Here is a 13,113-nt window from a genome sequence, read left to right as displayed (position 1 = left end):
GGGGGGGAGGAGTCGAACCGGGTTAGCACGGTCGCGAACGATCCGTGACTTCCATGGTGTACCCGAGAGCCCTCTCAGGCAAACCCACGCGCCACAGCTTACGCCGAATGGCGGGCCTTATCCTCTCCTTGTGGAAAACGCCCCGCCGCCGCGCACCGCCGCCTTCTTCGACCTGGACAAGACGGTCATTGCGAAGTCCAGCACGCTTACCTTCGGTAAGTCCTTCTACCGGGGTGGCCTGATGAATCGCCGCGCCGTCCTGCGCACCGCGTACTCCCAGTTCATCTTGTCGATCGGCCGGGCCGATCACGACCAGATCGAGCGGATGCGGGAGTATCTGTCCGCCCTCTGCCGCGGCTGGAACGTGGAGCAGGTCAAGGAGATCGTCGCCGAAACCCTGCACGACATCATCGACCCGATCATCTACGACGAGGCCGCCTCGCTGATCGAGGAGCACCACCTCGCGGGCCGGGACGTCGTCATCGTCTCGACCTCGGGGGCCGAGGTCGTCGAGCCCATCGGTGACCTGCTGGGGGCCGACCGCGTCATCGCCACGCGGATGGTCGTCGACGAGGGCTGCTACACGGGCGAGGTCGCGTACTACGCCTACGGTCCGGCCAAGGCGGAGGCCCTCGCGGCACTGGCGGCATCGGAGGGCTACGACCTCTCGCGCTGCTACGCCTACTCCGACTCCGGAACCGACGTGCCGATGCTGGAGGCCGTCGGCCACCCGCACGCGGTGAACCCGGACCGGGCACTGCGCCGCGAGGCCGCCGCCCGCGACTGGCCGGTCCTCACCTTCACCCGTCCGGTGCGACTCAAGCAACGGCTGCCGGCGCTCTCGATGCCGCCCCCACCACTGCTGGCCGCCGCCGCGGTGGGCGCTGCGGCGGCGACGGCCGGGCTGGTCTGGTACTCCAGCCGACGCCGCACGCGGCTCGGGGCGCGGTGACGCACGGCCGGGCGGAGTAAGCGGGCGTGGAGGAAGCGGGCGGAGGAAACGGAACGCGCCCGGACACAGATGTGCGGCGGCACCACTCCGCAGAGCCGTGCCGCCGCTGGCATGTCCACCGGGGTACCAGTGCGTGCTCGAGTAGCCGCTCAGGGCGGAGTCTTTGCCCGTCCCTGGTGCGGTAGGCCCGTAATCGACGGGTCGGCGTCGCGTGGGTTCCCGGTGTTCATGCTCGGTCCGTGGGGCCGTGATGCATACGGTGATCCGTCTCGGATGCCGTTGGTCTCGCGGGCCGTAAGTCCTTTGTACCCCTGAAGGGGACGAAGCGGAAGCCGAGGTGCGGAACTTTACTTTCCGGTTCAACCTCCGGAAGGGTGCATCTCCGGCATCGACTCAGGCCGCGCCGCGCTGGAGGGCCTCACAGACCGCGGTCGATTCGCGGGCTCCGAGCTCCGCCGCGCGGCCGCAGTGCGCGATCCATGCGGCCATGCCGGCGGGCGTCCCGGCCAGGTATCCGTCCAGGGCCTCGCGGTAGGCGTCCGGGCCGGCCTCGGCGTGGCCGACCTCCGCCGGGCAGATCGACTTCGGGTCCAGCCCGCTGCCGACCAGGACGACGCGTTCCGCCGCGCGCGCGACCAGGGCGTTGTGCGAGACGAAGGGGCGCAGCGCCAGCAGTTCGCCGTGCACCACGGCGGCGGTGACCAGCGCGGGGGCGGAGGAACCGGTCACGACGACCTGCGCCAGTCCGTCGAGGCGTGCGGCCACCTCCTCGGCGTCCGGCAGCGGCGCGGCCACGGCCGGTTCGTCGACGGCCTCGCCCGCCAGCCGGGGACGTCCGACGGTCTCGTCGGAGTCCGTCCCGCCCGCCGCGACGAGGTGGAGCCGGGCCAGCACGCGCAGCGGGGACTGGCGCCAGACGGAGAGCAGGTGGCCCGCCTCGGCGGTGACCCGCAGGGCGGCACTGACCGTCCGTGCCTGCGGGTCACCGCTGAAGTCGGTACGGCGGCGCACCTCTTCGAGCGCCCAGTCGGCACCGGCCAGAGCGGCCGAGGCGCGAGCGCCGCGCAGCACCGCCTCGGAGGTGACCTCGGCGCTGCGGCGCCGCATGACCCGGTGCCCGTAGACGCGGTCCACGGCCTTGCGCATCGCCTCGACGGAGTCGTCGACGCCGGGCAGCGCGCCGAGCGGGGCCAGCGCGTCAGGCTTCGTACTCATGTGCACGACCCTACGCACCGCGCCCGGTGCCCAAGGCCCACGTTCGAGTGGTCTTGTTCACTCGATCACCCGCTTTCCCCTGGGACCCGGCCGCGCGGCCTACTCTGTTGAACATGAAGATCGCTTTCGTTGGGAAGGGCGGCAGCGGCAAGACGACGCTGTCCTCCCTCTTCATCCGCCACCTCGCCGCCCGGCACACGCCCGTCGTGGCCGTGGACGCCGACATCAACCAGCACCTCGGAGCCGCTCTCGGCCTCCCGGAGGACGAGGCCGCGGCCCTTCCCGCCATGGGCGCCCGGCTGCCGCTCATCAAGGACTACCTGCGCGGCTCGAACCCCCGCATCACCGACGCGCAGTCGATGATCAAGACGACGCCCCCGGGGGCGGGTTCACGTCTGCTGCGCGTCACCGAGGACAACCCCGTGTACGACGCCTGCGCCCGCGAGGTCGTGTTGGACGGCGGGGCGGGCGGCACGGTCCGGCTGCTGGTCACGGGCCCGTTCACCGAGGCCGATCTCGGCGTGGCCTGCTACCACTCCAAGGTCGGGGCCGTGGAGCTGTGCCTCAACCATCTGGTGGACGGGCGCGACGAGTTCGTCGTCGTCGACATGACGGCCGGTTCGGACTCCTTCGCCTCGGGCATGTTCACCCGCTTCGACATGACGTTCCTCGTCGCCGAGCCGACCCGCAAGGGCGTCGCGGTGTACCGGCAGTACCGCAGCTACGCGCGGGACTACGGGGTCGCGCTGAAGGTCGTCGGCAACAAGGTGCAGGGGCCGGACGACCTGGCCTTCCTCCGGGACGAGGTCGGGGACGACCTGCTCGTGACGGTCGGGCACTCCGGGTGGGTGCGGGCGATGGAGAAGGGGCGACAGCGGCCGCTGTCCGAACTGGAGGACGTCAACCGGGAGGCTCTGGACACCCTCCTCGGGACGGCCGACGCGGCCTACGCGCACCGCGACTGGGAGCGCTACACCCGTCAGATGGTCCACTTCCACCTGCGCAACGCCGAGAGCTGGGGCAACGCGCGCGCGGGCGTCGATCTCGCGGAGCAGGTCGACCCCGACTTCGTCCTGCGCGAGGACGCGCTGACGACGACCGCGCAGCCCGCCTGACGCGCCGGGGACGGCGCTCCGGCCGTCGCCGCCCGTCGCCGCCCTCACCGCAGGACGCGGCGGGGGCGGCGAGGCGGTGACGGGCGGAGCGGCCCGTCCGTCAGGACTTCCGCGTGCCCGGGGTGTCCTCGTCCGGGGCCGCGATCGGCGTCGTGAACGCCTTCCACCCCTTCGCCGGGGTCTCGCCCACGCCGAGCGTGCGCAGCTGTTCCAGCACGGCGGGGTCCTGGGCGTCCAGCCAGTCGACGAGCTGCTCGAACGACACGCAGCGCACGTCGTCCTTCACGCACACCGTGCTGATGACGTCCTCGACGGCGTCCATGTAGATGCCGCCGTTCCAGTTGTTGAAGTGGTTGCCGATGACGAGCGGCGCCCGGTTGCCGTCGTAGGCCCGCTCGAAGCCCTGGAGCAGCCCGTCGCGCATCTGCTTCCGCCAGTACGGGCGCTTGGCCGGGTCGCCGCTGCCGGGCCCGGACTGATTGACCATGAAGTTGTAGTCCATCGACAGTGTTTCGAACTTACGCCCGGGCATGGGAACGAGCTGGAGCGGGATGTCCCACAGCCCGCCGGCCCGCTGCGGCCAGACCTGGCGCCCGATGCCGCTGGAGTCGTAGCGGAAGCCGGCCTCGCGCGCGGCCTCGACGAGCTTCTCCCGCCCTTCCAGGCAGGGAGTGCGGCCGCCGATGAGCTCCCGCTCGTAGTCGAAGGGCAGCGCCTCGACGTCCTTCCATCCCGTCGTCGTGCGCCAGTTCTTGACGAACCACTTGGCCTGCCGGATCTCGCTCCGCCAGTCCGCCTTCGACCACGTGTCGACGCCGGTGGGGCCGCAGAAGTGACCGTTGTAATGGGTGCCGATCTCGCTGCCGTCGAGCCAGGCTCCGCGGATCTGCTCCAGCGTGGCCCGGACGTTCTCGTCCTTGAGGTAGCCGATGTCGGACGCGCCGGGCGCGCGCCCCGGCGGCCGGTAGCGCGTGGCCTTGTCCTCCGGCAACAGGTAGATGCCGCTGAGGAAGTAGGTCATGTGCGCGTCGTACTTCCGGCCGACCTCGCGGAAGTGCGAGAACAGCTTCTTGTCGTCCTCCCCGGCCCCGTCCCACGAGAAGACCACGAACTGGGGCGGCCGCTCCCCGTGCTTCAACCGCGCCACCTCGGGCTGGTTCGGCTGGGCGCCCGTGAAGGACGTCGAACCGTCCCCGATCATCCGGGGCAACTGCTTCTCGTTCGCCTGCTTCTCCGTGCGGCTCTTGCCGCTCAGCTCGCCGGTCTCCTCGGTCGCGCCGCCTCCGCAGCCCGCCACCAGCACCGTCATCGCCATCATCGCCACGGCTCCGCCGCGACGGCCACGAGCGCCCGCCATCCGTCACCTCGTCACATCGACGTCCTGTCGCGGTGCGCCACCGGTCCGGCGCGGACCTCCACACCGCGTGCCTTGAAAATCGCACAATGTGACTTGTATGCCGGTATGACAAACCGACTTAGCGAGGGCCATTCACCCTTACGAGGGAAAGCGACGGCCGAACGCCGGTGCTCGCTTTCGTCGCTCTTTACCCGGCATTACGCTTCGTTTACTCAACCTTGGTAGTAGTCAGACCAGCACGCACCGTGACCCACGTCTGTGCTGCACGACCGGGCTGCCCGCTGACCGGCACCCGGCGCGCCGCCGCGACCGAAGACGGAGAGGGATCGATGTCCGACCGCACCCCCACGCCCGGCGCCGGAGCGCTCACCGCACCGCCACCCGACCCCCCGCCCACCACCTCCGCGGCCCCCACCCCGGCTCCGGCCCCCGGACCACGGCAACGGCACCGGGCCGATCTGTCGGCGTCCATCACCGTCTTCCTGGTGGCCCTGCCGCTCTCCCTCGGCATCGCGCTGGCCACCGGCGCCCCCCTCCAGGCGGGCCTGGTGGCCGCCGCCGTCGGCGGCATCGTCGTCGGACGGCTGGGCGGCGCGCCGTTGCAGGTCAGCGGCCCGGCCGCCGGGCTGACGGTCGTCACCGCCGAGCTGATCCAGGTCTACGGCTGGCGGACGACGTGCGCGATCACCGTGCTCGCCGGGCTGACCCAGTTCGCCCTGGCCCACCTGCGGGTCGCCCGGTCCGCGCTCATGGTCAGCCCCGCGATCGTGCACGGCATGCTGGCCGGCATCGGGGTCACCATCGCCATCGCCCAGCTGCACATCGTGCTGGGCGGCAGCCCGGAGAGCTCCGTCATCGCCAACGTCCGGGAACTGCCGCAGCAGTTGTCCGACCCGCACCCGGCGGCGCTGTCGGTGAGCGCGCTCACCGTGGCCGTCCTCCTGCTCTGGCCCCGGCTGCGCGGCCGGTTCGGCGCGGCGCTGCGCCTCGTACCGGGGCCGCTCGCCGCCGTCGTCCTGTCCACGGGCCTGGCCGCGCTCGCCGCCTTCCAGCTGCCCCGGGTGGACCTGCCGACGTGGAGCAGCCACGCGCTGCCGGGCATGCCGGAGGGCCCGGTGCTGGGCCTGATCGCCGCCGTCCTCACGGTGATGCTGGTGGCGAGCGTCGAGTCGCTGCTGTCGGCCTGCGCCATCGACAAGCTCGCCGCCGCACGGGCCAAGCAGACCGGTGAGATCCCCGTCCCCCGCGCCGACCTCGACCGCGAGCTGCGTGGCCAGGGCGCGGCGAACATGGTCTCCGGCGCCCTGGGAGGCCTTCCCGTCACCGGTGTCGCCGTGCGCAGCTCGGCCAACGTCCGGGCCGGCGCCGTCAGCCGCAACTCCGCCATCTGGCACGGCTGCTGGCTGGCCCTGGCCACCGTCCTCCTCGTCGGCGTGCTGGAGCTGATCCCCCTCGCCTCGCTGGCCGCCCTGGTCATGGTCGTCGGAGTGCAGATGGTGAACATCACGCACATCCGCACGGTCACCCGCCACCGCGAGGTGGTCGTCTACATCCCGACGGCGGCGGGCGTCGTGCTGCTCGGTGTGCTGGAGGGTGTGGGGATCGGTATCGCCGTGGCCATCGCCGTCGCCCTGCACCGGCTGGCGCACACCCGCGTCGTGCACACCGTGACGTCCGCCACCGCCCTTGACCCGGAGGCCGAAGGCGGTGGCGGTGGCGGTGGCGGTGGCGGCGAGGGCGTGCACCGGATCGTCGTCCGCGGCCAGCTCACCTTCCTCGCGGTGCCCCGGCTGAGCCGGGCCCTCAACCGGGTCCCGGCCGGCAGCCCCGTCGTGGTGGAGCTGGACGGCTCGTTCATGGACCACGCCGCGTACGAGACCCTGCAGGACTGGCGCGCGGCCCACGAGGCGCACGGCGGCACCGTGCGCCTCGCGGGCCGGGCCGGGGCGCGCATCGCCGAGCCGTCGGCCGTGCACCACTGCACGCCGTGGACGCCGTGGCGGAACCACCAGTGCACCCGTCCCGACACGGAGAACCCCTCCGGGAGCGAGCAGCCGGAGCGGCGGGGACAACTGGTCGGCGGGGTGCGGAACTTCCAGCGGACCACGGCACCGCTCGTGCGCGAGGAGCTGGCCCGGCTCGCGCGGGACGGGCAGAAGCCGTCGCACCTCTTCCTCACCTGCGCCGACTCGCGCCTCGTCACCAGCATGATCACCTCCAGCGGCCCGGGGGACCTGTTCACCGTGCGCAACGTCGGGAACCTCGTGCCGCTGCCGGCCGATCCGGGGGCCGAGCGGGGCGACGACTCGGTGGCCGCGGCCATCGAGTACGCGGTACACGTCCTGCGCGTCGGTTCCATCACGGTGTGCGGCCACTCCGGGTGCGGTGCCATGCAGGCGCTGCACGCCGGCGGGAGCGCACCCGACGCGCTGCCCGAATCGCTGGCGCGCTGGCTCCGGCACGGGCGGCCGAGTCTCGACCGGTTCGCCGCGCGGGACGGCGCGGAGCCCCGCCTCGCGGACCGGCCGGTCAGCGACGAGGTGGAGGCGCTGTGCCTGACGAACGTCGTCCAGCAGATCCGGCACCTGCGGGCGCACGAGTGTGTGGCGAAGCGGGTCGTGGAGGGCTCGCTGGAGCTGCACGGGATGTACTTCCACGTGGGCGACGCGCAGGCGTACGTCCTGGACGCGACGGACGGCGCCACGGGTCGTGCGGCGGTCTTCACTCCGGTGCGGGCGGAGTGAGGCGGCCGCTCCCCCGCCGCCCACGGGCCACCTGTGGGCCGCTCGGCCCGGCGTTCGACCACTTGGCGCAAGAGGTCTAAACCAATCCTCGGGAAACCCTTGTCACACCCCCCGGCAAGCTGCTGAGGTATGAGCTGGGACACAGCGCACACCCTGGGAAAGGGAGATGTCGTGAGCAACGAAAGCCTGGCCAACCTGCTCAAGAAGGAGAGGATGGGACAGTGAGCGAGCGTTCTTCCCTCTCCAACCTGCTCAAGGAGGAGCGGAGGTTCGAGCCGCCGGCCGAGCTGGCCGCCGCCGCCAACGTGACCGCCGACGCCTACGAGCAGGCGCGCGCCGACCGGCTGGGCTTCTGGGCGGAGCAGGCCCGCAGGCTGGACTGGGCCACCGAGCCCACCGAGACCCTCGACTGGTCGAACCCGCCGTTCGCCAAGTGGTTCCAGGACGGCGAGCTGAACGTCGCCCACAACTGCGTGGACCGCCACGTCCAGGCCGGGCACGGCAGCCGGGTCGCCATCCACTTCGAGGGCGAGCCGGGCGACAGCCGCACCATCACCTACGCCGACCTCCAGCGCGAGGTCTCCAGGGCGGCCAACGCGCTCACCGAGCTGGGCGTCCGGGCCGGGGACCGGGTGGCCATCTACCTGCCGATGATCCCCGAGGCCGTGTTCGCGATGCTGGCCTGCGCCCGCCTCGGCGCGCCCCACTCCGTGGTCTTCGGCGGCTTCTCGGCCGACGCGCTGGCGACCCGCATCCAGGACGCCGACGCCCGCGTCGTCATCACCTCCGACGGCGGCTACCGCAAGGGCGGGGCCAGCCCGCTGAAGCCCGCCGTGGACGAGGCGCTGACGCGCCCCGGCACGGAGGACGTCCGCAACGTCGTCGTCGTGCGCCGCACCGGCCAGGACGTCGACTGGACCGAGGGCCGGGACGTGTGGTGGCACGACCTGGTGGACCGGCAGAGCGAGGAGCACACGCCGCAGGCGTTCGGCGCGGAGCAGCCGCTGTTCATCCTCTACACCTCCGGCACTACCGGGAAGCCCAAGGGCATCCTGCACACCAGCGGGGGGTACCTGACCCAGGCCGCCTACACCCACCACGCCGTCTTCGACCTCAAGCCGGAGTCGGACGTCTTCTGGTGCACCGCCGACATCGGCTGGGTGACGGGCCACTCGTACATCGTCTACGGCCCGCTGGCCAACGGGGCGACGCAGGTCATGTACGAGGGCACGCCCGACTCCCCGCACAAGGGCCGCTGGTGGGAGATCGCCCAGAAGTACGGCGTCACGATCTTCTACACGGCGCCCACGGCGATCCGCGCCTGCATGAAGTGGGGCGACGACATCCCGGCGAAGTACGACCTGTCCGCGCTGCGGATCCTCGGCTCGGTGGGCGAGCCGATCAACCCCGAGGCGTGGGTCTGGTACCGCGAGCACATCGGCGGCGGCCGCACCCCGGTCGTCGACACCTGGTGGCAGACGGAGACGGGCAGCATCATGATCAGCCCGCTGCCCGGCGTCACCGCCACCAAGCCCGGCTCCGCCCAGGTGCCGCTGCCCGGCATCGCGGCGACGGTCGTGGACGACGAGGCGCGCGAGGTGCCCGACGGCAGCGGCGGCTACCTGGTGCTGACCGAGCCGTGGCCGTCGATGCTGCGCACCATCTGGGGTGACGACCAGCGCTACCTGGACACCTACTGGGCACGCTTCGAGAACCGCTACTTCGCCGGTGACGGCGCGAAGAAGGACGACGACGGCGACATCTGGCTGCTGGGCCGCGTCGACGACGTCATGCTCGTCTCGGGGCACAACATCTCCACCACGGAGGTGGAGTCGGCCCTGGTCTCGCACCCGTCGGTCGCCGAGGCGGCCGTCGTCGGCGCGGCGGACCCGCAGACGACGCAGTCGATCTGCGCGTTCGTCATCCTGCGCGGGACGGCGGCCGAGAGCGAGGGGCTGGTGGACGAGCTGCGGGCGCACGTGGCCCAGCATCTGGGGCCGATCGCCAAGCCCAAGCGCGTCCTGGCGGTCGCGGAGCTGCCGAAGACGCGGTCCGGGAAGATCATGCGCCGCCTCCTGCGGGACATCGCCGAGGACCGCCAGCTCGGAGACGTCACCACCCTGACCGACCCCTCCGTCATGGGGTTGATCCAGGAGAAGCTGCCCAGCACTCCCAGCGAGGACTGACGGCGGGCGGGCCCGGTACGTCCGGGGCGCGGGCCGAGAAGGTGCCGGGACGCGTGGGCGTCCCGGCACCTTCGCCGTTCCGCTCCGTGCACCGTGGTGCCGCTTATCGGGCGGTACGCAGGGGTACGCGCGGCCACGGGAGGCCCCTGCGGGCACAGCGGCGGACCGAAACGCGGAGCCGGACGCGGCGGCGGGCGGGCCCGTCCGGCATGCTGATACCCCGGGTACCCGTGGTAGCGGTGTGACCCGACCGACGGAACGACACGCTGAGAGAAGTCAGCCAAGGAGTGAGCGATGAGCGATGCCCAGGAGGGGCGCAGCCTCGGCCAGTTGGTCGCCTCGGCGACGTCCGAGTTGTCGGCGCTGGTGCACGAGGAGATCGCGCTGGCGAAGACGGAGATGCGGCAGTCCGTCTCGCGCGGCGTCGCGGGCAGCGGCGCGATCATCGTCGCGGGCGTGCTGGCGCTCTTCTCCCTGCCGGTCTTCAGCTTCGCGCTGGCCTACTGGCTGGAGGCGTGGTGGAAGATCCCGCTCGCGGTCGCGCTGGCGATCGTCGGCGCCCTGATGCTGCTGTTCGCGGTGGTGTGCGGGCTGGCGGCGAAGTCGCTGCTGAAGAAGATCCAGGCGCCGAAGCGGTCCATCGCCTCGGCGAAGGAGTCGGCGGCCGTGCTGTCGAACGCCAAGCCGCACCCGCGCCCCGGGGCCGGGGAGCGTCCGGCGCCGGGGCCGGTCTCGATGTCCTCGGCCGACCGGGAAACCGCCGTGGGGGCCGGGTCGGGCGGCGCGACGCTGGAGAAGTGACACACTCCTCGCTATGACCGACCCCGCCTCACCCGGCCCCTCCGTCCCGTCGCTCGACGGCCCCTGGACGCACCGGGACGTCGCCGCCAACGGCGCCCGCTTCCACATCGCCGAGTTGGGCGACGGCCCGCTGGTCCTGCTCGTGCACGGCTTTCCGCAGTTCTGGTGGACCTGGCGCCACCAGCTGACGGCGCTGGCCGACGCGGGCTACCGGGCCGTGGCGATGGACCTGCGGGGCGTGGGCGGCAGCGACCGGACGCCGCGCGGCTACGACCCGGCGAACCTCGCGCTGGACATCACCGGTGTGGTGCGCTCGCTGGGCGAGCCGGACGCGGCGCTGGTCGGCCACGACCTCGGCGGTTACCTGGGCTGGACGGCCGCCGTGATGCGTCCGAAGCTGATCCGGCGGCTCGCCGTCGTCTCGATGCCCCACCCCCGGCGCTGGCGTGCGTCGATGCTGCGTGACGTCAAGCAGAGCGCCGCCGGTTCGCACATCTGGGGCTTCCAGCGGCCGTGGGTGCCGGAGCGGCAGCTCGTGGCGGACGAGGGCGCGCTCGTGGGCCGCCTGGTGCGGGAGTGGGCGGGGCCGCGGGTGTCCGCCGCGTTCGACGACGAGGTGCTCGACGTCTACCGGCGGGCCATGTGCATCCCGTCGACCGCCCACTGCTCGGTCGAGCCCTACCGGTGGCTGGTGCGCTCGCTCGCGCGTCCGGACGGCCTCCAGTACTACCGCCGGATGAAGCGCCTGGTCCGGGTGCCGACGCTGCACCTGCACGGCTCCCTCGACCCGGTGCTGCGGACGCGCAGTGCGGCCGGGTCCGGGCAGTACGTCGAGGCGCCCTACCGGTGGCGGCTGTTCGACGGGCTGGGGCACTTCCCGCACGAGGAGGACCCGGTGGCGTTCAACACGGAGCTGATCGACTGGCTGAAGGACCCCGAGCCGGACCGCTGACCCGGTCGACCGGCCGGGGCCTTCGGGCGGCCCGCCGCCCGGGCCGACACGTGACCGCCGCATAGGCCGATCGGGTGGAACTTTTCGCGGTTACCCACACCACTCGGCGGGCACAGTCGGAGGTATGGGCTGGACGCACGACCAACGTGACGTGTCTCGCAACATCCGTGGCAGGGGGGCCGGTTCGTACCCGGCCGGACGAGCGGTGCATCATCCCCGCGTCCTGCGCGCACCGCGCGAGGGGGGCGATCCCGGGATCGGCATTCCCCGCATCCTGGGCCGCCGCGCCCGCTGGGTGGGCGCCCGGTTGCGCCATCCGCGCGGCTGACCTCGCCACGGGCTTCTCGCCACGGCCCCTCGTACGCTCCCTGACGTTCGCGGCCCCACGCGGACCCCGGGCGGCGGGCGGCGTCTGCCTCGCGTGCGCCCTCGGCGGTCTCACATCGCGCAGCCCTGGCTGTCCACCGGACGCTGGGCGGCGCGGCCCCGGGTGACGTTCTCGCGGACCTCGTCGAGCGTCAGGGCGTAGCCGGTCTGCGGGTCGTCGAGGGACTTGGCGAAGACGACGCCGTACACCTCGCCCTGCGGCGTGAGCAGCGGCCCGCCGGAGTTCCCCTGCCGGACGACGGTGCGCAGGGAGTAGACGTCGCGCCGGACGGTGCCGCGGTGGTAGATGTCGGGGCCGTTGGCCTGGACGCGGCCGCGGACCCGGGCCGAACGGGCGTCGAAGCCGCCGTTCTCGGGGAAGCCGGCGACGACGGCGCCGTCGCCGGTGGTCGCGTCGCCGTCGGAGAGTTCCAGGGCGGGCGCGTCGAGGCCCGGGACGTCGAGCACGGCGACGTCGCGCTCCCAGTCGTAGAGGACGACGCGCGCGTCGTAGAGCCGTCCCTCCCCGCCGATCTGCACCGTCGGCTCGTCGACACCGCCGACGACGTGGGCGTTGGTCATGACGCGCTCGGGGTGGAAGACGAAGCCCGTGCCCTCCAGCGCCTTGGCGCAGCTGGGAGCGGTGCCGGTGATCTTGACGATCGACTCCCTGGCCCTGGTCACGGCGGAACTCGTGGCGAGCTCCGGGTCGGGCTCGGGGACGTCGGTGATCGGTTCGTTGGCGAACGGGGAGAACACCTGGGGGAAGCCGTTCTGCCCGAGGACGGTGCTGAACCCGGTGAACCAGGTGTTCGCCTGGCGTGGCATCGCCTGCGACACGCTGTGCAGCACGACGGAGCCACGCACCTCCCGGCCGAGCGTGGGCAACGACGTCTTCGCCAGCTCGGAGCCGATCAGCCAGGCGACGAACAGCAGGGCCACGACGTTCACCAGCGCCCCGCCGGAGGCGTCCAGGGCCCGGGCGGGCGACCAGGTGATGTGGCGGCGTACCCGGTTCCCCAGGTGCGTGGTGAAGGCCTGTCCGACGGAGGCGCACACGATGACGATGACGACGGCGGCGACCGCCTGCCAGGTTCCGGCCGCCGCACCGCCGCTCAGCTCGCTCCACAGCGGCGGCAGCAGCATGACGGCGACCAGCCCGCCGCCGAGGAAGCCGGCGACGGAGAGCACGCCGACGACGAAGCCCTGCCGGTAGCCGATGACGGCGAACCACAGGGCCGCGAGCACCAGCAGGATGTCCAGCACGTTCACCGTGTCAGCCTCGCCTCGTTCGCCGTCTCACGTCGTGCGCGCGCGTCGCCGAGGGCCGTCGTCGACGTGCGCTGTCTCTTCGTCATCCGCATCAGCAGCACCGTATGCACCATCCGCCCCGGCCGCACTGCGGACCTCCGCGCGGCGGACCTC

The 13,113-nt window shown here is 72.3% G+C and carries 10 protein-coding genes; 7 read left to right on the top strand and 3 right to left on the bottom strand.

The window, feature by feature from the left end; all coding sequences use genetic code 11:
• Positions 1 to 130: 130 nt before the first annotated feature.
• Positions 131 to 952: an HAD family hydrolase gene (locus tag V6D49_RS14655; RefSeq protein WP_340560150.1), complete on the top strand. Its 822-nt coding sequence runs from the start codon at positions 131 to 133 to the stop codon at positions 950 to 952.
• A 393-nt stretch (positions 953 to 1,345) separates the two neighbouring features.
• Here the strand turns inward: V6D49_RS14655 and V6D49_RS14650 are convergent, their stop codons facing one another.
• Entirely contained in the window at positions 1,346 to 2,167 is an 822-nt protein-coding gene (locus tag V6D49_RS14650; RefSeq protein ID WP_340560148.1) for an oxidoreductase, read from the bottom strand.
• Between the two features lie 113 nt (positions 2,168 to 2,280).
• On the opposite strand from V6D49_RS14650, the gene V6D49_RS14645 reads away from it, so the two are divergent.
• Positions 2,281 to 3,282, top strand: a complete 1,002-nt coding sequence (locus V6D49_RS14645) for an ATP-binding protein (RefSeq protein ID WP_340560147.1) — start codon at positions 2,281 to 2,283, stop codon at positions 3,280 to 3,282.
• Between the two features lie 100 nt (positions 3,283 to 3,382).
• On the opposite strand, the gene V6D49_RS14640 is transcribed toward V6D49_RS14645, so the two are convergent.
• Complete coding sequence (locus V6D49_RS14640) at positions 3,383 to 4,639, bottom strand: hypothetical protein (RefSeq protein WP_340560145.1); 1,257 nt, start codon at positions 4,637 to 4,639, stop codon at positions 3,383 to 3,385.
• Between the two features lie 329 nt (positions 4,640 to 4,968).
• On the opposite strand from V6D49_RS14640, the gene V6D49_RS14635 reads away from it, so the two are divergent.
• The 5 genes from V6D49_RS14635 to V6D49_RS14615 all read left to right on the top strand — a co-directional run bounded on the left by V6D49_RS14635 (position 4,969) and on the right by V6D49_RS14615 (position 11,650).
• Positions 4,969 to 7,383 carry a bifunctional SulP family inorganic anion transporter/carbonic anhydrase gene (locus tag V6D49_RS14635; protein WP_340560143.1) on the top strand — a complete coding sequence of 805 codons (2,415 nt, stop codon included), beginning with the start codon at positions 4,969 to 4,971 and terminating at the stop codon, positions 7,381 to 7,383.
• A 221-nt stretch (positions 7,384 to 7,604) separates the two neighbouring features.
• Positions 7,605 to 9,569 carry an acetate--CoA ligase gene (acs, locus tag V6D49_RS14630; protein ID WP_340560141.1) on the top strand — a complete coding sequence of 655 codons (1,965 nt, stop codon included), beginning with the start codon at positions 7,605 to 7,607 and terminating at the stop codon, positions 9,567 to 9,569.
• Positions 9,570 to 9,863: 294 nt separating this feature from the next.
• Positions 9,864 to 10,370, top strand: a complete 507-nt coding sequence (locus V6D49_RS14625; RefSeq protein WP_340560139.1) for a phage holin family protein — start codon at positions 9,864 to 9,866, stop codon at positions 10,368 to 10,370.
• Positions 10,371 to 10,383: 13 nt separating this feature from the next.
• On the top strand, positions 10,384 to 11,322 hold the full coding sequence (locus V6D49_RS14620) for an alpha/beta fold hydrolase (RefSeq protein ID WP_340560137.1): 939 nt from the start codon (positions 10,384 to 10,386) through the stop codon (positions 11,320 to 11,322).
• Between the two features lie 124 nt (positions 11,323 to 11,446).
• The gene (locus tag V6D49_RS14615; protein WP_340560136.1) at positions 11,447 to 11,650 is read left to right on the top strand and encodes a hypothetical protein; all 204 of its coding nucleotides are present in this window, start codon (positions 11,447 to 11,449) and stop codon (positions 11,648 to 11,650) included.
• A gap of 110 nt (positions 11,651 to 11,760) precedes the next feature.
• On the opposite strand, the gene V6D49_RS14610 is transcribed toward V6D49_RS14615, so the two are convergent.
• Positions 11,761 to 12,960: a MarP family serine protease gene (locus V6D49_RS14610; protein WP_340560135.1), complete on the bottom strand. Its 1,200-nt coding sequence runs from the start codon at positions 12,958 to 12,960 to the stop codon at positions 11,761 to 11,763.
• Between the last annotated feature and the right edge of the window lie 153 nt (positions 12,961 to 13,113).

Origin of the sequence: Streptomyces sp. GSL17-111 (assembly GCF_037911585.1) — a bacterium.
Taxonomy (GTDB): domain Bacteria; phylum Actinomycetota; class Actinomycetes; order Streptomycetales; family Streptomycetaceae; genus Streptomyces.
The sequence above is the reverse complement of the archived record's forward strand: the minus strand, read 5'-3'. Positions and strand labels throughout refer to the sequence as shown.